Genomic DNA, 19,074 nt, shown 5'->3' with positions numbered 1-19,074 from the left:
ACCAGCCAACTCTCCGCCGCGGCCGTCCAGATCACGCCTTTCTCATTGAACCAGAACACGAAGACGGCGCCCAACTCGCGCTGGACGCCGTCGTCGCATGTACGGAACGGGGTTACAAACCGGCGGCCTGGCGGAGCGCGTCGGCGCGGTCGGTCGACTCCCAGGAGAGGCCCTCGCGGCCGAAGTGACCGTACGCGGCGGTCTCCTGGTAGATCGGGCGGAGCAGGTCCAGGTCGCGGATGATCGCGGCCGGGCGCAGGTCGAAGACCTGGAGCACGGCGTCCTGGATCTTCTCCACGTCCACCTTCTCGGTGCCGAAGGTCTCCACGAAGACGCCGACCGGCTGAGCCTTGCCGATCGCGTACGCCACCTGGACCTCGGCCCGGTCGGCCAGACCGGCGGCCACGATGTTCTTGGCCACCCAGCGCATCGCATACGCCGCGGAGCGGTCCACCTTGGACGGGTCCTTGCCGGAGAAGGCGCCGCCGCCGTGCCGGGCCATGCCGCCGTAGGTGTCCACGATGATCTTGCGGCCGGTCAGGCCGGCGTCGCCCATCGGGCCGCCGATCTCGAACCGCCCGGTCGGGTTGACCAGCAGCCGGTAACCCTCCACGTCCAGCTCCAGGTCGGCCAGGATCGGCTCGACCACGTGCTCGCGGATGTCCGGGGTCAGCATCTCCTTGAGGTCGATCTCGGGAGCGTGCTGGGTGGAGACCACGACCGTGTCGAGGCGGACCGGGCGGTCGCCGTCGTACTCGATGGTGACCTGGGTCTTGCCGTCGGGGCGCAGGTAGGGCACGGTGCCGTTCTTGCGGACCTCGGACAGGCGCTTGGCCATCCGGTGCGCGAGCATGATCGGCAGCGGCATCAGTTCGGGGGTGTCGCGGCAGGCGTAGCCGAACATGAGGCCCTGGTCGCCGGCGCCCTGGCGGTCGAGCTCGTCGGCCGTCTCGCCCTCGCGGGCCTCGTACGCGTCGTCGACGCCCTGGGCGATGTCGGGCGACTGGGCGCCGATGGACACCGAGACGCCGCAGGAGGCGCCGTCGAAGCCCTTGTGCGAGGCGTCGTATCCGATTTCCAGGATCTTCTCGCGGATGACGCCGGGGATGTCGACATAGGTCTCGGTCGTCACCTCGCCCGCGACGTGGACCTGACCGGTAGTGATCATCGTCTCGACGGCGACGCGGCTCTTGGGGTCGTCCTTGAGCATGGCGTCGAGAATCGCGTCACTGATCTGGTCGGCGATCTTGTCGGGGTGACCCTCGGTTACCGACTCGGAGGTGAACAGGCGACGGGACAACTCGTGGCTCCTATGCAGCGGCTGCTGGCGTCTAAATTGGCTCCGCCGAGTGTAGCCCTACGGGGCTTGGCGTCGCGAAACTGTCTCAAATCTACAAGTCAGGAAGGGGATCGCGCGGAAGATCTCCGGGAGCGAACGCCTCCGCGTCCGCTGCCCCGACCACGGCGACATATTCCTCGTCCACTTCGAACACCATTCCGCCGAATTCGATGGTGGGGCCGCCGGCGAATTCGATCGGGCCCAGCCTGGTCCTGCGCGGGTGGACCGCCCACACGGAGGCGGGTTCTGAGCGGTCGAACATCTTGGTGGCCAGGACGGTGATGGAGCGGTCGGTGACGACGATCAGAAATCCGGCCACGCCGGGGGCGCTCACCGACTGGGCCGGGAAGACGTATCGGAGGTCTTCCCCGATGGGAAGCAGTGCCCGGCAGCGCGCTCGGATAGCGGCGGTCACCGGCATGGCTTTCGCTCCTTCGCGTGCCCTCTGCTGTTCGCTTTGCCCGGGGTCGGCATTGAATCACTTGGGATCACCTGGAATCACCCGGGCGGCGGTGTCCGCCTCGGCGAATCCAGCGTCGCGCGCGGCCCGTCCGGAGCGGAGCCGGGTGCGTCCGGACTGGGCCTAATCCCTGTTTGTCCCGACTAGGCCGTGGTTACACCAGGCGTGTCGCTACCAGATCCCACACTATGCCCGCCAGATCCTCTTTTGGCCCGCGCGGGATCTCGACCGGGTCACCGTCCGCGATCAGAACGGTAGCGGCGTTGTCGGGCGTGCCGAATGCCAGATTCTCCCCGACCTGATTGACGACCAGCAGGTCACAGCCCTTCCGGGCGAGTTTGGCCTGGCCGTTGGCGAGCACGTCGTCGGTCTCGGCCGCGAAGCCGACGAGCACGTCCGGGTACGGCTTGCCGCCCTGCCGCCGCTCCCGCCGGACCTCCCCCAGCTCCGCAAGGATGTCCGGATTTTTCACGAGATAGATGGGCTCGGGGTCGTCCGACGTTTTCTTGATCTTCGTCGTCGCCTGCCGTACCGGCCGGAAGTCCGCCACCGCCGCCGCCATCACGACCACATCCGCGTCCTCGGCCGCCGCCAGCACGGCCTCCCGCAGCTGGATCGCCGACTCGACCCGGACCACCCGCGCCCCCGCCGGATCCGCCAGCCCGACGTTGGCCGCCACCAGCGTGACCTCGGCGCCCCGTGCGACCGCGGCCCGCGCCAGCGCGTACCCCTGCAACCCCGACGACCGGTTCCCGATGAACCGCACCGGATCGATGGCCTCCCGAGTCCCCCCGGCCGACACCACCACCCGCCGCCCGGCCAGCCCGGCCCCCGGCTTCCGCAGAATCCCCCGGCAGACCGCGAAGATCTCGGCCGGCTCCGGCAACCGCCCCCGACCGGTGTCGGCCCCCGTCAACCGCCCCACCGCGGGCTCCACCACGACCACCCCGCGCTCCCGCAGCGTCGCCACATTGGCCCGCGTCGCCGCGTGCTCCCACATCTCGGTATGCATCGCCGGCGCGAACACCACCGGACACCGCGCGGTCAGCAGCGTATTCGTCAGCAGATCATTGGCCAGCCCATGAGCCGCCCGCGCCATCAGATCCGCCGTGGCGGGCGCCACCACCACCAGATCGGCAAGCTGCCCGATCCGCACATGCGGCACCTCTTCCACCGCATCCCAGACCTCGGCACTGACGGCCTTCCCCGAAAGCGCCGCCCAGGTGGCTTCCCCCACGAACTTCAAAGCATCCCGAGTCGGCACAACCTGCACGTCATGCCCCGACTCGGTGAACAACCGCAACAGCTCACAGGCCTTGTAAGCGGCAATCCCGCCGCCAACCCCAAGAACGACACGGGGTTTCATCCCACCCACCCGCCCATTGGATCGCTAGCTCCGGCCCTCACCGGCAACCGCCGCACCATAAGTCGTATGTCCCGGCTTGGCCGCGCCTGTGTCTGGACTGAGGAACGCAGGGTCGCGATGCGGCCCGGAGTGACGAGGGAAGACACAGGCTCCCCAGCGGCCAAGCCCGCCGATCCGAGGGATCGGCCATAAACACCACAAGCCCGCCGCGCCGGAGGCGCGGCGATTTCTCAGTCAGCCTTCGATGGGCTCGGAGGTCAGCAGGCCCTCGCTTACCTCGCGGAGGGCGATGGAGAGCGGCTTCTCCTGGGCGTGGGTCTCGACCAGGGGGCCGACGTATTCGAGCAGGCCCTCGCCGAGCTGGGAGTAGTACGCGTTGATCTGGCGGGCCCGCTTGGCGCCCATGATCACCAGGCTGTACTTGCTGTCGACCACGTCGAGGAGCGCGTCGATCGACGGGTTGGTGATGCCTTCGGAGTAGGCCGCGCTGGTGGTCACGTCGTGATTCCCCTAGCTAGTTGTCAGCTTCAACCAACAAGGCTATCAGTGCTTCGCACACGTCCTGGACGGATGTGTTGACCAGGGTCACGTCGAACTCCTTCTCGGCGGCGAGTTCGACCAGGCCGGCTTCGAGGCGGCAGGCGATGACGTCGGCGGGTTCGGTGCCGCGCCCGCGCAGGCGGCGTTCGAGCTCCTCCCAGGACGGGGGAGCCAGGAACACCAGCAGGGCCTCTGGCATACTGGCCCGGACCTGGCGCGCGCCCTGGAGGTCGATCTCCAGCAGCGTGGGGGTGCCGGTGGCGATCCGCGCCATCACGGCGTCGCGGGGCGTGCCGTAGCGGTTGCCCGCGAACTCCGCCCATTCCAGCAGCTCGCCTGAGGCGATCATGCGGTCGAACTCGGCGTCGCCGGCGAAGAAGTACTCGACGCCGTGGGTCTCGCCGGGGCGGGGCTTCCTGGTGGTCACCGAGACCGACAGCCACACCTGCGGGTGTGCCCGCCGGAGCTCGGCGACGACCGTGGACTTGCCCACACCGGACGGTCCGGAGAGGACCGTCAGGCGGGTTTGAGGCATGGAGTCACCGTAACGTGTCCCGGGCCCGCTGGATGCGGCGGCCTTGTGGGCCTGCGCCTCAATGCCTTCAGGCCAGGACGAGCCGGTCACTCAATGCCCCCCGTGTCGCGCGGTCCGGTCACCCTGAGGGTTCGCAAGCCCGCAGGATGACCGACAGCGTACGCCTAGCCTTCGGCGCCGCCGAACTCGCGCTCCAGGGAGGCGCGCTGGTTCGCGCCGAGGCCCCGCACGCGGCGGGACTCGGCGATACCAAGACGTTCCATCAGCTGCTTGGCGCGGACCTTGCCCACGCCAGGGAGCGACTCCAGCAGAGCCGAGACCTTCATCTTGCCGATGACGTCGTCGGTCTGCCCATCCTTCAGCACCTCGGCCAGAGATACCGCGCCATGCTTGAGCCGGTTCTTGACCTCAGCACGCTCCTTGCGGGCCTTGGCAGCCTTCTCAAGTGCTGCGGCGCGCTGCTCGGGGGTCAGGGGAGGAAGAGCCACGCCGGGTCACCTCGAATTTCTGTCGATGTACTCGGACGGGATGGGAAAGTAGCTGGTCTTTGCCCCATCCGGCAACGTCAAGACCTATTTCTGTGGCCACAAAGTCCAATAAACTACTCTGCGTAATCGATATCTAACTGACTGTCTACGAAAACGGCCCTATCTGCTACGGAAGCGGGTGCCGCCCGATGAACGGGTCAGGGCCGGGAAAGGGCCGTCCTGCGCAGCGCGGCGGCGATCCCGGCGGCGGCCGCGCCGGGGTCCGGCGAACCCGTGATCGGGCGTCCGATCACGAGCAGGTCGGCTCCGTCGGCCATGGCGGCCTCCGGAGTCGCTACTCTTGCCTGATCCTGGGTGTCGGCTCCGGCCGGGCGGACCCCCGGGGTGATCAGCGTGACGCCGGGCCCGACCTCGGCGCGCACCGCGGCGACCTCGCGGGGTGAGCAGACGAGCGCCTGCGCCCCCGCGCCGACCGCGAGCGCGGCGAGCCGCCGGACCGCGTCCCCGGCGGGCCCCTCGATGCCCACCCGGGCGAGGTCGGCCTCCGACAGCGAGGTGAGCAGGGTGACGGCGGCGATCTGGGTCTGCGGCGCGGCCTCGACCGCCGCCGCGATCATCGCCGCGCCGCCGGTGGCGTGCACGGTGAGGATGGCGGGCTTGAGCCGGGCCACCGCGCGGGCGGCCCCGGCGACGGTGTTCGGGATGTCGTGCAGCTTCAGGTCCAGGAAGATCCGGACGCCGCTGGCGCCGCGGACGGTGGCGATCACGTCAGGGCCGTACCGCAGGTAGAGTTCGAGGCCGACTTTGACGGTCGAGACGTGCGGGGTGACCAGGCTCGCCCAGCGGGCCGCCGTGTCCAGGTTGGGTGCGTCCAGGGCGACGGCGATGGGTGCGGGCGTCACAGCGGGCTCTCCTCAAGATCGTTACGATGGGCGGGGCGGTGGGCCAGGCCGACGGCGTCGGCCAGCCGGTCGAAGCCGCGCTCGGCCAGGAGCTCCTCCAGCTCCCGCAGGATGCGCGGGCAGGCGTACGGGTCATGGAACAGGGTGGTGCCCACGGCGACCGCGCAGGCGCCCGCCAGGACCAGCTCAAGGGCGTCCCGGCCGGACGTGACGCCGCCCATGCCGATCAGGGGTACCCCGGGCAGCGCCGCGTGCACCTGCCAGACGCAGCGGACCGCCAGCGGCCGGATGGCGGGCCCGGACAGGCCGCCGGTGCCGGCGGCGAGCGCCGGTCGCATGGTGTCCACGTCGATGCTCATCCCGATCGGCGTGTTGATCATGGCGAGCGCGTCGGCGCCGCTGTCCACGCAGGCGCGGGCGATGGCGACCACGTCGGCCACGTCGGGGGCGAGCTTGGCCACCACCGGCACGTCGTAGCGCATCGCGGCGCGCACCGAGGCGACCACCTCGGCCGCCGCGCCGCCGTCCCTGGCGAACACCCGGCCGCGGTCCTCCACGTTCGGGCAGGACAGGTTGATCTCGACGGCGGTGACGCCGGGCGCGTCGGCGAGGCGCCGGGCCAGCGCGGCGTACTCGGCCACACTGCCGCCGCCGATGGAGACCACGGTCCTGGCGCCGCGCTCGGCCAGCCAGGGCAGCTCGCGGGCCAGGAAGACCTCCACGCCCGGCCCCTGCAGCCCGACGGCGTTCAGCATGCCGGAGGGCGTCTCGGCCATTCTGGGGGTCGGACGGCCCGCTCTGGGGGCCATCGTGATGGACCGGGTGGTCAGCGCCCCGAGCCGGGTCACGTCCGCGAACGGCGCCAGCTCCCGGCCGGTCCCGGCGCAGCCGGCGGCCGCCAGGATCGGGTTGGGCAGCTCGACGTGCGCGAGGTACGCGCGCATGTCAACGGCCACGGTCGCCTCCCGGCGCGCCGAGCGCGTCGAACGGGATCGTGCCAACGTCGTCGAACCGGACCCGCTCCCCCCGGAAGACCGGGCCTTCGGTGCAGACCCGGACCATCTGGGTCGTCCCGTCGTCGTCGATGACCGGCACCACGCAGGTCATGCAGACGCCGATCCCGCAGGCCATGGCCTCCTCGACCGACACCTGGACCGGGATGCCGTACTCCACGCAGACCGCGGTGACGCCGCGCAGCATCGGCATCGGGCCGCACGCGTAGACCACGTCGGCCCGGGTGTCGGCGATCACCGCGGCCAGCACGTCGACGACCGAGCCGCGCATGCCGAGCGAGCCGTCCTGGGTGGTCAGCGTGGTGGTCTCGCCCATCCGGCGGGCCCGCAGCGCGCCGAACACCCGGTCGGAGCTGGCCGCGCCGAGCACGAAGTCGACCCGGCAGTTGCGCTGCTGGAGCGCGTCGGCCAGGGCGAACAGCGGGGCGGAGCCGTACTCGGCGCCGACCAGCAGGCAGCTGGCCGGGTCGCGCGGGAGCGGGAAAGGGCGGCCGAGCGGGCCGACCAGGTCCAGCGCGTCGCGCGCCTTGCGCTCGGCCAGCCAGGCCGTGCCCGGGCCGCGCACGGCGAAGACGAACTCCACCGTGCCGCCGTAGTCGGGCTTCACGTCGTGCACCGCGAACGCGCGCCTGGTCAGCATCGAGGTCTGCGGGCCGCCGACCGCGAGGGTGACGAAGTGGCCGGGGCGGAAACGGTCGGCGATGGCCGGCGCGACCACGGTCAGCGCGTGGTACGCGTCGACCCGGCGCGTCGTCAGCACCGTGCCCGTCACCTGCACCGGCGTCCCGGCCACTCGTAACTCCTCGGATCAGCCTCGCAGCCGCCGCGCGTGTTCCTGCAGCGACCGTACGCCAACGTCCCCCCGGAGGATGTGCTGGATGCCCTGTACGGCGGCCGCCAGCCCCTGCACGGTGGTGATGCAGGCGATGCCGCGCAGCACGGCGGCGGTGCGGATCTCGTAGCCGTCCAGCCGCGGCCCGGACTGGCCGGGGCTGCCGAACGGGGTGTTCACGATGAGATCAACCTCGCCGTCCAGGATGCGCCGCACGATCGTCGGCTCACCTCCCGGACCCGCGCCGTCGCTCTGCTTTCGCACGATCTTGGCATGGACGCCGTTACGGCGCAGCACCTCCGCCGTACCCTCCGTGGCCAGGATCTCGAACCCGAGGTCGGCGAGCGCCTTGACCGGGAAGATCATGGCGCGTTTGTCCTTGTTCGCCACGGACACGAAGGCCCGCCCGGTGGTGGGCAGCCCGCCGTACGCGGCGGCCTGGGATTTCGCGTACGCGGTGCCGAAGAACTCGTCGATGCCCATCACCTCGCCGGTGGAGCGCATCTCCGGCCCGAGCACGATGTCCACGCCGCGGAACCGGTCGAACGGCAGCACCGCCTCCTTGACCGCGATCGGCGCGTCCAGCGGCAGGGTGCCGCCGTCCCCTTCGGCCGGCAGCATGCCCTCGGCGCGCAGTTCCGCGACGGTGGCGCCCATCATGATCCGGGCCGCCGCCTTGGCCAGCGGCACCGCGGTCGCCTTGGACACGAACGGCACGGTACGGCTGGCCCGCGGGTTGGCCTCCAGCACGTAGAGCACGTTGGCGGCCATCGCGTACTGCACGTTGAGCAGGCCGCGCACGCCGACGCCGCGGGCGATGGCCTCGGTGGCCGTCCTGATCCGCTTGATGTCGTGCCCGCCGAGGGTGATCGGCGGCAGCGCGCAGGCCGAGTCGCCGGAGTGGATCCCGGCCTCCTCGATGTGCTCCATGACGCCGCCCAGGTAGAGTTCGGTCCCGTCGTAGAGCGCGTCCACGTCGATCTCGATGGCGTCGTCCAGGAACTTGTCGATCAGCACCGGGTGGTCGGTGGCGGCCTTGGCCATGTAGGTGGCCAGGGTCTCCTCGTCGTACACGATGGCCATGCCGGCCCCGCCCAGCACGTACGACGGCCGGACCAGCACCGGATAGCCGATCTCCTCGGCGATCTCGCGGGCCTCGGCGACGCTGAGCGCGGTGCCGTGCCGGGGCGCGGGCAGCCCGGCCTCGGCCAGCACCCGGCCGAACGCGCCGCGCTCCTCGGCCAGGTGGATGGATTCCGGCGAGGTGCCGACCACGGGCACGCCCGCGTCCTTGAGCGCCTGCGCGAGCCCGAGCGGGGTCTGCCCGCCAAGCTGCACGATGACCCCGGCCACCGGCCCGGTCCGCAGTTCGGCGTGGACCACCTCCAGCACGTCCTCCAGGGTGAGCGGCTCGAAGTAGAGCCGGTCGGAGGTGTCGTAGTCGGTGGAGACCGTCTCCGGGTTGCAGTTGACCATGACGGTCTCGAACCCGGCCCGGCTGAGCTCGAAGGAGGCGTGCACGCACGCGTAGTCGAACTCGATGCCCTGCCCGATCCGGTTCGGCCCGCTGCCCAGGATGATGACCTTGGGCCGGTCCCCCGCCGGGACCTCGGTCTCCTCGTCGTAGGTCGAGTACAGGTACGGCGTGCGCGCCTCGAACTCCGCCGCGCAGGTGTCGACCGTGTGGTAGACCGGCCGCAGCCCGAGCGCGTGCCGCAGGTCGCGGACCCGGACCTCGTCGATGCCGGCGATCTCGGCGATCTGCGCGTCGCTGAACCCGTGCTCCTTGGCCCGCAGCAGGGTGGGCTCGTCGAGTTCGGTGATCCCCGTGGCGATCTCGTGGATCAGCATCAGCTGGTCCAGGAACCACGGGTCGATCGAAGTCGCCTCGAACAGCTCCTCGACCGTCGCGCCGGCCCTGATGGCCTGCTGCATCGTGCGCAGCCGCCCGTCGTGCGGGGTCCGGCAGGCCGCCAGGAGCTCCTGCTTCTCGCCGGGGTCTCCTGCCCAGCTGAACGAGGATCCCTTCTTCTCCAGCGATCTGAGCGCCTTCTGGAGGGCTTCAGGGAACGAACGACCGATCGCCATCGCCTCGCCGACCGACTTCATGTGCGTGGTCAGCGTCTGATCGGCCCCGGCGAACTTCTCGAACGCGAACCGAGGCACCTTGACGACCACGTAGTCGAGCGAAGGCTCGAACGACGCGGGGGTCTCCTTGGTGATGTCGTTCGGGATCTCGTCCAGCGTGTACCCGATCGCCAGCTTCGCCGCGATCTTCGCGATCGGGAAGCCCGTCGCCTTGGACGCCAGCGCGCTCGACCGGGACACCCGGGGGTTCATCTCGATGACGATCATGCGGCCGGTGGCCGGGTCGACCGCGAACTGGATGTTGCAGCCCCCGGTGTCCACCCCCACCTCGCGGATGACCGCGATGGCCACGTCCCGCATGTTCTGGTACTCGCGGTCGGTCAGCGTCAGGGCCGGGGCGACGGTCACGCTGTCGCCGGTGTGCACGCCCATCGGGTCCACGTTCTCGATCGAGCAGACGATGACCACGTTGTCGTGCCGGTCCCGCATGACCTCCAGCTCGTACTCCTTCCAGCCGAGGATGGACTCCTCCAGGAGCACCTCGGTGGTCGGCGACGCGTCCAGGCCCGCGCCCGCGATCCGGCGCAGCTCGGCCTCGTCGTGGGCGAAACCGGAGCCGACGCCGCCCATGGTGAAGGAGGGCCGCACCACCAGCGGGTAGCCGAGCTCGCCGGCCGCGCCCAGGCAGTCGGCCATGGTGTGGCAGATCACGCTGCGCGCCGACTCGGCGTTCAGGCCGCGCTCGTCCGCCACCTTGGCCACGATCTGCTTGAACAGCTGCCGGTTCTCGCCCGCCTGGATGGCGTCGAAGTTGGCGCCGATCAGCTCGACGTCGTACTTGGCCAGCACGCCCGACTCGTGCAGCGCGACGGCCGCGTTGAGCGCGGTCTGGCCGCCCAGGGTGGGCAGCAGCGCGTCCGGGCGCTCCTTGGCGATGATCAGCTCGATGATGTCGGGGGTGATCGGCTCCACGTAGGTCGCGTCGGCGAACTCCGGATCCGTCATGATCGTCGCCGGGTTGCTGTTGACCAGGATCACCCGGAAGCCCTCGGCCCGCAGCACCCGGCACGCCTGGGTGCCCGAGTAGTCGAACTCGCAGGCCTGCCCGATCACGATCGGCCCGGAGCCGATTACCATGATCGACTCGATATCCGTCCGCTTAGGCACCCATGACCTCACAGAATTCGTCGAACAGGTAGGCGGCGTCGTGCGGCCCCGCGGCGGCCTCGGGGTGGTACTGCACGCTGAACGCCGGATAGTCGAGCAGCCGCAGCCCTTCGACGCAGCCGTCGTTGAGGTTGACGTGGCTCACCTCGGCCCGCCCGTACGGCGTGTCGAACGGCCCGTCCAGCGGAGCCTGCACGGCGAAGCCGTGGTTGTGCGCGGAGATCTCCACCTTGCCGGTACGGCGGTCCTGGACCGGCTGGTTGACCCCGCGATGCCCGTACCTGAGCTTGTACGTGCCGAGCCCCAGCGCCCGCCCGAGAATCTGGTTGCCGAAGCAGATGCCGAAGAACGGCTTGCCCGCGTCCAGCACGCCGCGCAGCGCGGCCACCGCGCCGTCGGCCGTGGCCGGGTCGCCGGGCCCGTTGGAGAAGAACACGCCGTCGGGCTCGACGGCGAGGATGTCGGCGGCCGTCGCGGTCGCGGGCAGCACGTGCACCTCGCAGCCCCGCTCGGCCATCCGGTGCGGCGTCATCGACTTGATGCCCAGATCCACGGCGGCCACGGTGAACCGCTTCGCGCCGATGGCGGGCACCACGTAGGGCTCCCGCGTCGACACCTCGGCGGCCAGGTCGGCGCCGAGCATGGCCGGCGAGCGCCGGACCCGGTCCACCAGTTCGGCGACCGGCGCGAGCGCGTCCCCGGAGAACACCCCGGCCCGCATCGCGCCGCGTTCACGCAGGTGGCGGGTGAGCGCCCGGGTGCCGCGCACGGCGATCCCGACCACGCCCTGCTCCCGCAGGTACTCGTCCAGGGACTTGGTCGAACGCCAGTTGCTGGCCACCCTGGCCGGTTCGCGGACCACGTAGCCGGCCACCCAGACCCGGCCGGACTCGGGGTCCTCCTCGTTGACGCCGGTGTTGCCGATGTGCGGCGCGGTCATCGCGACGATCTGCCGGTGGTAGGACGGGTCGGTGAGGGTCTCCTGGTAGCCGGTCATGCCGGTGTTGAAGACCATCTCCCCGAACGTCTCGCCCACGGCTCCGTAGGGGGCGCCCTCGAAGACGCGGCCGTCTTCCAGGACCAGGAGCGCTGGACTCATACGAGTTTCCCTTCCAGAACGGTCGGCCTGCCCCGCAGGAAGGTCGCCACCACCCGTCCGGGCAGCGTCATCCCCTCGTACGGGGTGTTTCTGCTCTTGGACGCCATCGCGCCCGGATCCACCAGGGCGCGGGCCGACGGGTCGTACAGCGTGAGGTTGGCGGCGGAGCCGACCTCGACCGGCTGCCCGTGCCCGGCCAGCCGCCCGATCCGCGCGGGCCTGGCCGACATCCGGTCGGCCACCGCCGCCCAGTCGAGCAGGCCGGTCTCCACCATGGCCTCCTGCACCGCGCTCAACGCCGTCTCCAGGCCGATCATGCCCATCGCGGCCGCGGCCCACTCGGTCTCCTTGTCCTCGACCGGGTGCGGCGCGTGGTCGGTGGCCACGCAGTCGATGGTGCCGTCGGCCAGTGCCTCGCGCAGCGCCCTGACGTCCTCCCGGGTGCGCAGCGGCGGGTTCACCTTGTAGATCGGGTTGTACGGCCCGACCGGCGAGTGCTCCGCGCACGAGTCGGTGAGCAGCAGGTGGTGCGGGGTGACCTCGGCGGTGACGTCCCAGCCCTTCGACTTGGCCCAGCGGATGATCTCCACCGAGCCGGCCGTGGAGACATGGCAGACGTGCAGCCGGGAGCCGACGTGCGCGGCCAGCAGGCAGTCCCTGGCGATGATCGCCTCCTCGGCCACCGCAGGCCAGCCGGCCAGGCCGAGCCGCCCGGACACCTCGCCCTCGTTCAGCTGGGCGCCCTCGGTGAGCCTGGGCTCCTGGGCGTGCTGGGCGACGACGCCGTCGAACGCCTTCACGTACTCCAGCGCCCGGCGCATCAGCACCGCGTCGGAGACGCACTTGCCGTCGTCGGAGAAGACCCGGACCCGGGCCGCCGAGTCGGCCATCGCGCCCAGCTCGGCCAGCTGGCGGCCGTCCAGGCCGCTGGTGACCGCGCCGATCGGCTGCACGTCGCAGTGGCCGTACTCCTGGCCGAGCCGCCAGACCTGCTCGACCACGCCGGCGGTGTCGGCCACCGGGGAGGTGTTGGCCATCGCGTGCACGGCGGTGTAGCCGCCGCGGGCGGCGGCCTGGGTGCCGGTCTCGACCGTCTCCGCGTCCTCCCGGCCGGGCTCGCGCAGGTGGGTGTGGAGGTCGACCAGGCCGGGCAGGGCGAGCAGTCCGTCGGCGTCGAACGCCGTGACGCCGCCGAGCCCGGGGCCGATCTCGGCGATCAGGCCGTTCTCGATCCGCAGGTCGACGGGGTCGCCGCCGAGGATGCGGGCGTTTCTGATGATCACTGAACGTCTCCCCCGATCGCGCCGCCGAGCAGCAGGTACAGCACGGCCATCCGGACCGTCACCCCGTTGGCGACCTGTTCCACGATGGTCGAGCGCGGCGAGTCGGCGACCTCGGCGGAGATCTCCATGCCACGGTTCATCGGTCCCGGGTGCATGACGATGGCGTCGTCGTGCAGTTTGGCGACCCGGTCGCGGTCCAGGCCGTAGCGGCGGCTGTACTCGCGGGCGGACGGGAAGAACGCGGCGTTCTGGCGTTCCAGCTGGACGCGGAGCATCATCACCACGTCGGACTTGGGCAGCACGCTGTCCAGGTCGTAGGAGACCTGGCAGGGCCAGTTCTCCACGGCGACAGGGAGGAGGGTGGGCGGGGCGACCAGGGTGACCTCGGCGCCCAGGGCGGACAGCAGGAGCACGTTGGACCTGGCCACCCTGCTGTGCAGGATGTCGCCGACCACGGCCACCTTGAGGCCCTCCAGGCGGCCCAGCCTGCGGCGCATGCTGAAGGCGTCCAGCAGGGCCTGGGTGGGGTGCTCGTGGGTGCCGTCGCCGGCGTTGACCACGCTGCCGCGCACCCAGTTGGCGAGGCGGTGCGGGGCTCCGGAGGCGCCGTGCCTGATCACCACGGCGTCGGCGCCCATCGCCTCCAGGGTGAGCGCGGTGTCCTTGAGCGACTCGCCCTTGGAGACGCTGGACCCCTTCGCGGAGAAGTTGATCACGTCGGCGGAGAGGCGCTTGGCCGCCGCCTCGAACGAGATGCGGGTGCGGGTGGAGTCCTCGAAGAACAGGTTCACCACGGTGCGGCCGCGCAGCGTCGGCAGCTTCTTGATGGAGCGCTCGGAGACCCGGGCCAGCTCCTCGGCGGTGTCCAGGATGAGCAGCGCGTCGTCGCGGCCGAGGTCGCCCGCGGAGATCAGGTGCTTCACCGCGCTCCCTCCCTGACCAGCACGACGGCGTCGCGGCCGTCGGTCTCCTCCAGGTAGACCTTGACCTTCTCGCTCTTCGCGGTGGGCAGGTTCTTGCCGACGTAGTCGGCCCTGATGGGCAGTTCGCGGTGGCCGCGGTCGACCAGGGTGGCCAGCTGGACGGCGCGGGGGCGGCCGAGGTCGTTCAGCGCGTCCAGGGCGGCCCGCACGGTACGGCCGGAGAACAGCACGTCGTCCACCAGGACCACGATCCGGTCGTCGATGCCGCCGGGCGGCAGTTCGGTGTGGCCGAGCGGCCGGGCGGGGCGGAGCCGGAGATCGTCGCGGTACATCGTGATGTCGACGGCCCCCACGGGCACCTTGCGGCCCTCGAAGCGGGCCACCCGTTCGGCGAGCCGCCGGGCCAGGGTCGCGCCGCGGGTGGGGATGCCCACCAGGACGACGCTTTCCGCGCCCTTGGTGCGCTCCAGGATCTCGTGCGCGATCCGGGTCAGGGCCCGGTGGATGTCGGGGCCTTCCAGGACAGCTCGCGCCAGATCCCCGCCGGAAACGGGGGGATTTTGGGCATCTGACATGAAAAAATCACCGCCTTTCCCGCCTCACAGGACGGGTCTTAAAAGGGTGTCAGGCGTTAGAACACTACCAGGCCCCCGCCGTTGGCCAGGGACGATACCCCCCAGCAGGCATCGAACCGCCCCCGCCCGAAACCCGAGTATGGCTCGGTTGTCGGGGAGAGCACTGTTTGGCCATCTTTTCCCAATCGACTTGACCTTTCCCGGTCACGGCTTTACCGTCACTGTCCGTAACCACAACTCGCGACCTTCCTGGGTAAAACCCGACGCAGTGGTCACCGAAGGTGCCTGCCCCCAGGTACAGCCCCGGTGGTTAGTGCATTCGGTACAAGGACGCACAATCAACCTAAGAACAGACATAGAAAGCCGGGGGCCATACGATGCCGTCTGACTACGCCAAGTCGCTGGGCGCGCGACTCCGCGCCATCCGCACCCAACAAGGTCTGTCCTTGCATGGGGTCGAAGAGAAGTCCCGGGGGCGATGGAAGGCCGTCGTCGTCGGATCGTACGAGCGTGGGGATCGTGCGGTCACGGTGCAGAAGCTGGCCGAGCTGGCGGACTTCTACGGGGTGCCCGTCTCGGAGCTGCTGCCCGGGGGCGCCGCTCCCTCCCCGCTGTTGCCGACTCCGAAGCTGGTCATCGACCTGGAGCGGCTCTCCCAGTTGCCGAAGGACAAGGCCGGCCCGCTGGCCCGCTACGCCGCGACGATCCAGTCGCAGCGCGGCGACTACAACGGCAAGGTGCTGAGCATCCGCCAGGAGGACCTGCGTTCGCTTGCCGTGATCTACGACAAGTCGCCGGCCGAGCTGACCGAGGAGTTCATCAGCTGGGGTGTGCTGGACGCCGAGGCCCGCCGGGCGGTCGAGTCGTTCTGAGTCCTGTTTCCGCGGCTCCGTTTCCTCCGGCGGCCTGGCCGCCGGAGGGGAACCGCCGAAGATCTACCCACAACATCTTGGAAAAATAGGGCAAAGAGCGATAAAACTTCCTTCAAGCAGATTTAGCGGGAGGAAGCAGACATGGGGCTGTCCACACGCGAGCGCCGTGTGCTCGATGACATCGCTCGCCGTGTACGCGCCGAGGATCCGGCTCTGGCCAGCCGCCTGTCCAGCCACGGCACCGGCGTCGTGCACGCCGAGATGCTCCCGACCCGGCCGCAGGCCTGGCCGGTCGTCGCCCTGGCCGTGATCGTGGCCGGCTGCGCGCTCCTCTACGCAATCACCGCCCCGAAGTAGGAAATATCCCGCCTTAGGGCTCACTGGTCGCTGCGGTTTATCACCCCTTGTGCCGGGCACGTCACCTTTTGTCGCACGTGCGAGCGGGGGGATCATGGCCTTTCACGTTGGCTCCGAGGTGGGCCGGCTGCGCCAGGTCCTGCTGCACATGCCGGACCTGTCACTCAAGCGCCTCACGCCCAGCAACATGGACGAACTCCTCTTCGACGACGTGCTGTGGGTGCAGCGCGCCATGGAGGAGCACCGGGAGTTCCAGCAGGTGCTGCGGGATCGCGGCATCACCCTCGTCATGCTGCTCGACCTGCTCCGCGAGACGATCGTGCTGCCCGAGGCCAAGAAGCACATCCTGGACCGCAGCATCGACGAGCGCTGGTTCGGGCCGCTGGCCACCGACGCCGTCAGGAACGCGCTGGACGCGCTCGACGCGGAGGCGCTCGCGCCGTACCTGACCGGCGGCATCACCAAGCGCGAGATCATGGAATTAGGGTGCGACCCCAAGTCGCTGGCCTTCCACACCCTCGGCCCCGACGACTTCGTCCTGCCGCCGCTGCCCAACCACCTGTTCACCCGGGACACCTCGTGCTGGATCTACGACGGCGTCTCGATCAACGCGATGCGGAAGAAGGCCCGCCGCCGCGAAACGGTCAACATGGAGGCGATCTACAAGTACCATCCAATGTTCGCGGCGGGGTACGGCACCGCGTTCCGGATCTGGAACGAGGGCACCCCGATGGCCCCCGCCACCATCGAGGGCGGCGACGTCCTGGTCCTCGGGCGCGGCGCGGTCCTGGTCGGGATGAGCGAGCGGACCCAGCCGCAGGCGGTCGAGATGCTCGCCCAGCGGCTGTTCCGGGCCGGCTCCGCACACCGGATCGTGGCGCTGAACCTGCCGAAGACGCGGGCGTTCATGCACCTGGACACGGTGCTCACCAACGTGGACGTGGGGGTCTTCACCAAGTACGCCGGGCTGGGCATGCTGCCGTCGTACACGATCGAGCCCGGCGACACCGACAAGGAGCTGAAGGTCACCGACCACCCGGCCGAGGACATGCACCTGGCGATCGCGCGGGCGCTCGACCTGGACGACATCACCGTGCTCACCGCCGTGCAGGACGTGCACGCGGCCGAGCGGGAGCAGTGGGACGACGGCTGCAACGTGCTGGCCGTCGCGCCCGGGGTGGTCGTCGCGTACGAGCGGAACACCACGACCAACAACTACCTGCGGGCCCGTGGCGTCGAGGTCATCACCATCCGGGGCAGTGAGCTCGGCCGGGGCCGCGGCGGCCCCCGCTGCATGAGCTGCCCCCTTGAGCGGGACGGGATCTAGGGAGCTACTCTTCGGATCCCGTTCTTCGCCGAGCCGGGTCCAGTGGGCGAGGTTGCTCCGGGCGTTGAGCGTGTCGGGATGTTCGGCGCCCAGGATCCGCTCACTGATCGGCAGCAGGATCGCGAACTGATCGCGCGCCGCGGCCGCCTCCCCCATCGCCCCCCGCCCAGTAGGCGAGGTTCCCCCGGGCGTTCAGCGTGTGCGGGTGCTCGGCGCCCAGGACCCGTTCCCGGATCGGCAGCAGGACGGCGTACTGGTCGCGCGCCGCGACCACGTCCCCCGCCCGCCCGGTCCAGTGCGCGAGGTTGGCCCTGGCGGTCAGCGTGTCGGGGTGCTCGGCGCCCAGGGTCCGCTCCCGGATCGGGCAGCAGGGCGGCGAACTGGTCCCGTGCCGCGACCACGTCTCCCGCCCGCCCGGTGTAGTGGGCGAGGCCGGCGCGAGCGCTCAGCGTGACGGGGTGTTCCGGGCCGTGCGCGTCCTGGAGGGCTTGGTGGCGGTGATGTTGCAGGGTCATGGCGGTGGCGTAGTCGCCGCTGGCGTTCACGTATTTGATGACCTCGACCAGGGCCGGGGAGTCGAAGGGCAGCGCGGCGCGGGCATGGGTCAGCAGCCGGCCGTACGCCGGCCAGTTCCCGATCAGCTGGGGATCGTCGGGGAGCGCGGCGGCCAGCAGCTCGGCCGCCTGGCGCCGGACTTCGCTCTGCCGGTCGGGGGGTCAGGTCGGCGAGGGTGACGGCCTGGACCAGGCGGTGCACGCTCACCGCGTCCCCGGTCAGGGTGATCACGCTGTAGGAGGCCAGCAGGCCCAGCGCCGCCCCGATGCGCAGTTCGTCGGCGTCCGGGAGGTGGTGCAGGACGTCGACGGGCAGCTGGTCGGGGGCGTAATAGGCCAGCAGGGCCAGCAGGCTCGGCGCCAGGGCGACCTGTTCGGCGATCCGGTCGCGGGTGAGCGTCCAGACCCTGGCGACGACGCGCTGGGGGTCACGGCCCGGGGCGGTCATCCCGTAGAGCCGGGCGGGTGAAGTCCGCAGCGGGCCGCGGTAGCGGGCCACGGTCATGCCCGGGGTGCGGGCGACGAACGCTCCGGCCTGGGTCAGGGCCAGCGGCAGGTGGCCGAGCTCATCGGCCAGGTCGGCCAGGTCGGCCAGGTCGACGGCCTCGCCGGTGCGGGCGCCGATCAGGTCGGCCAGCAGCTCCACCGCCGGCTCGCGCGCCAGCACGCCCAGGTCGATCGCCGTGCAGCCGGCATCGCGCCAGCCGATGTCCCGCCGGGTGGTGAGCAGCACCTGGCCCCCGCGCAGCCGCCCCAGATACGGCTCGACGTCACCGACCTGCTCGACGTTGTCCAGCACCAGCAGCCAGCCCGGATGGGTGGCCATCCAGGACAGCGCCCACGCCACCGCCTCCTCCACCGCCTCCTCCACCGTCGCCTGACCGGCCGCGACCGAATGCGAACCGGCGCAGATCGCCCGGGCCAGCCCCGCCAGCGAGGTCTGGATCTGGGCCGGGGTGTCGGCCTCCGCCCACCACACCACCCGGTATCGGTCCCGGTGCCGGGTGGCGTACTGCAACGCCAGCTCGCTCTTGCCGACGCCGCCCAGCCCGTACACCGCCGCCTGCGTGATCACCCCCGCCGACCCGGCGGCCAACGCCCGCTCCACACCGGCCAGCGCGTCCGCCCTGCCGACGAACACCGCCGCCGGCGGGCGCGGCAGACCGGTCAGCCCGGCCGGGGCCGCGGTGGCCGACGCGTCCGGCAACGCCGCCCGCATCTGCAGATGCACGCCGCCGATGGACACATCACGCGCCGAACCGATCTGATTAACGTCCCGGGCCGCGCTCGACTCCGTCACGCTCTGCCGGTCGGCCGGAAACGCGGGGTCAGCTCCGGCGGATGTCGACATCGC

19 protein-coding genes are annotated in these 19,074 nt (G+C 70.7%); 3 read left to right on the top strand and 16 right to left on the bottom strand.

Features of this window, described 5'->3' with window-relative positions; genetic code table 11:
* Window positions 1–112 precede the first annotated feature (112 nt).
* The 14 genes from metK to pyrR form a co-directional block, all read right to left on the bottom strand.
* Window positions 113–1,300, bottom strand: a complete 1,188-nt coding sequence (gene metK / locus Acor_RS05280) for a methionine adenosyltransferase (RefSeq protein ID WP_155335396.1) — start codon at window positions 1,298–1,300, stop codon at window positions 113–115.
* 91 nt (window positions 1,301–1,391) lie between these two features.
* Window positions 1,392–1,760 carry a hypothetical protein gene (locus Acor_RS05275; RefSeq protein WP_155335395.1) on the bottom strand — a complete coding sequence of 123 codons (369 nt, stop codon included), beginning with the start codon at window positions 1,758–1,760 and terminating at the stop codon, window positions 1,392–1,394.
* Window positions 1,761–1,953: 193 nt separating this feature from the next.
* Entirely contained in the window at window positions 1,954–3,165 is a 1,212-nt protein-coding gene (gene coaBC, locus Acor_RS05270; protein ID WP_155335394.1) for a bifunctional phosphopantothenoylcysteine decarboxylase/phosphopantothenate--cysteine ligase CoaBC, read from the bottom strand.
* 234 nt (window positions 3,166–3,399) lie between these two features.
* Window positions 3,400–3,663, bottom strand: coding sequence for a DNA-directed RNA polymerase subunit omega (gene rpoZ, locus Acor_RS05265; protein ID WP_155335393.1), 264 nt, complete (start codon window positions 3,661–3,663; stop codon window positions 3,400–3,402).
* A 16-nt stretch (window positions 3,664–3,679) separates the two neighbouring features.
* A complete protein-coding gene (gene gmk / locus Acor_RS05260; protein ID WP_155335392.1) occupies window positions 3,680–4,240 on the bottom strand; it encodes a guanylate kinase in 561 nt (186 codons plus the stop codon).
* Window positions 4,241–4,404: 164 nt separating this feature from the next.
* Window positions 4,405–4,728, bottom strand: coding sequence for an integration host factor, actinobacterial type (gene mihF / locus Acor_RS05255; RefSeq protein ID WP_155335391.1), 324 nt, complete (start codon window positions 4,726–4,728; stop codon window positions 4,405–4,407).
* Between the two features lie 197 nt (window positions 4,729–4,925).
* Window positions 4,926–5,630 (bottom strand): orotidine-5'-phosphate decarboxylase, encoded by a 705-nt coding sequence (pyrF, locus tag Acor_RS05250; protein WP_155335390.1) that lies wholly within the window; start codon window positions 5,628–5,630, stop codon window positions 4,926–4,928.
* Entirely contained in the window at window positions 5,627–6,586 is a 960-nt protein-coding gene (locus Acor_RS05245; protein WP_246238436.1) for a dihydroorotate dehydrogenase, read from the bottom strand. The genes pyrF and Acor_RS05245 overlap by 4 nt, the downstream gene beginning before the upstream one ends.
* Window positions 6,576–7,436, bottom strand: coding sequence for a dihydroorotate dehydrogenase electron transfer subunit (locus Acor_RS05240; protein ID WP_155335389.1), 861 nt, complete (start codon window positions 7,434–7,436; stop codon window positions 6,576–6,578). Before Acor_RS05240 ends, Acor_RS05245 begins: the two co-directional genes overlap by 11 nt.
* Before the next feature lie 15 nt (window positions 7,437–7,451).
* Window positions 7,452–10,730: a carbamoyl-phosphate synthase large subunit gene (gene carB, locus Acor_RS05235; RefSeq protein WP_155335388.1), complete on the bottom strand. Its 3,279-nt coding sequence runs from the start codon at window positions 10,728–10,730 to the stop codon at window positions 7,452–7,454.
* Complete coding sequence (carA, locus tag Acor_RS05230) at window positions 10,723–11,829, bottom strand: glutamine-hydrolyzing carbamoyl-phosphate synthase small subunit (protein ID WP_155335387.1); 1,107 nt, start codon at window positions 11,827–11,829, stop codon at window positions 10,723–10,725. The genes carB and carA overlap by 8 nt, the downstream gene beginning before the upstream one ends.
* Window positions 11,826–13,112: a dihydroorotase gene (locus Acor_RS05225; RefSeq protein WP_155335386.1), complete on the bottom strand. Its 1,287-nt coding sequence runs from the start codon at window positions 13,110–13,112 to the stop codon at window positions 11,826–11,828. Before Acor_RS05225 ends, carA begins: the two co-directional genes overlap by 4 nt.
* Complete coding sequence (locus Acor_RS05220; protein ID WP_155335385.1) at window positions 13,109–14,035, bottom strand: aspartate carbamoyltransferase catalytic subunit; 927 nt, start codon at window positions 14,033–14,035, stop codon at window positions 13,109–13,111. Before Acor_RS05220 ends, Acor_RS05225 begins: the two co-directional genes overlap by 4 nt.
* Window positions 14,032–14,610 (bottom strand): bifunctional pyr operon transcriptional regulator/uracil phosphoribosyltransferase PyrR, encoded by a 579-nt coding sequence (gene pyrR, locus Acor_RS05215; protein WP_155335384.1) that lies wholly within the window; start codon window positions 14,608–14,610, stop codon window positions 14,032–14,034. The genes Acor_RS05220 and pyrR overlap by 4 nt, the downstream gene beginning before the upstream one ends.
* Window positions 14,611–14,987: 377 nt before the next feature.
* Between pyrR and bldD the strand changes: the two genes are divergently transcribed.
* The 3 genes from bldD to Acor_RS05200 all read left to right on the top strand — a co-directional run bounded on the left by bldD (window position 14,988) and on the right by Acor_RS05200 (window position 17,166).
* Window positions 14,988–15,482 (top strand): transcriptional regulator BldD, encoded by a 495-nt coding sequence (gene bldD / locus Acor_RS05210; RefSeq protein WP_155335383.1) that lies wholly within the window; start codon window positions 14,988–14,990, stop codon window positions 15,480–15,482.
* Between the two features lie 141 nt (window positions 15,483–15,623).
* Window positions 15,624–15,839, top strand: coding sequence for a DUF3040 domain-containing protein (locus Acor_RS05205; RefSeq protein ID WP_155335382.1), 216 nt, complete (start codon window positions 15,624–15,626; stop codon window positions 15,837–15,839).
* Between the two features lie 94 nt (window positions 15,840–15,933).
* Entirely contained in the window at window positions 15,934–17,166 is a 1,233-nt protein-coding gene (locus tag Acor_RS05200; protein WP_155335381.1) for an arginine deiminase, read from the top strand.
* A gap of 100 nt (window positions 17,167–17,266) precedes the next feature.
* Here Acor_RS05200 and Acor_RS05195 read toward each other — a convergent pair whose 3' ends face one another.
* Window positions 17,267–17,440 carry a hypothetical protein gene (locus Acor_RS05195; protein ID WP_246238435.1) on the bottom strand — a complete coding sequence of 58 codons (174 nt, stop codon included), beginning with the start codon at window positions 17,438–17,440 and terminating at the stop codon, window positions 17,267–17,269.
* 44 nt (window positions 17,441–17,484) lie between these two features.
* Window positions 17,485–19,020 carry an NB-ARC domain-containing protein gene (locus Acor_RS05190; RefSeq protein WP_170316796.1) on the bottom strand — a complete coding sequence of 512 codons (1,536 nt, stop codon included), beginning with the start codon at window positions 19,018–19,020 and terminating at the stop codon, window positions 17,485–17,487.
* Window positions 19,021–19,074 lie beyond the last annotated feature (54 nt).

Source organism: Acrocarpospora corrugata, assembly GCF_009687845.1.
Classification (GTDB): Bacteria; Actinomycetota; Actinomycetes; order Streptosporangiales; family Streptosporangiaceae; genus Acrocarpospora; species Acrocarpospora corrugata.
Note: the sequence above shows the minus strand (reverse complement) of the source record. Positions and strands in the feature narration are given on the sequence as shown.

Excerpts from the sequence above, each read along its gene's own strand:
- Acor_RS05275 (WP_155335395.1), bottom strand. The coding sequence starts at position 1,760 with ATGCCGGTGACCGCCGCTATCCGAGCGCGCTGCCGGGCACTGCTTCCC.
- coaBC (WP_155335394.1), bottom strand. The coding sequence starts at position 3,165 with ATGAAACCCCGTGTCGTTCTTGGGGTTGGCGGCGGGATTGCCGCTTAC.
- gmk (WP_155335392.1), bottom strand. The coding sequence starts at position 4,240 with ATGCCTCAAACCCGCCTGACGGTCCTCTCCGGACCGTCCGGTGTGGGC.
- carA (WP_155335387.1), bottom strand. The coding sequence starts at position 11,829 with ATGAGTCCAGCGCTCCTGGTCCTGGAAGACGGCCGCGTCTTCGAGGGC.
- pyrR (WP_155335384.1), bottom strand. The coding sequence starts at position 14,610 with ATGTCAGATGCCCAAAATCCCCCCGTTTCCGGCGGGGATCTGGCGCGA.
- bldD (WP_155335383.1), top strand. The coding sequence starts at position 14,988 with ATGCCGTCTGACTACGCCAAGTCGCTGGGCGCGCGACTCCGCGCCATC.
- Acor_RS05205 (WP_155335382.1), top strand. The coding sequence starts at position 15,624 with ATGGGGCTGTCCACACGCGAGCGCCGTGTGCTCGATGACATCGCTCGC.
- Acor_RS05200 (WP_155335381.1), top strand. The coding sequence starts at position 15,934 with ATGGCCTTTCACGTTGGCTCCGAGGTGGGCCGGCTGCGCCAGGTCCTG.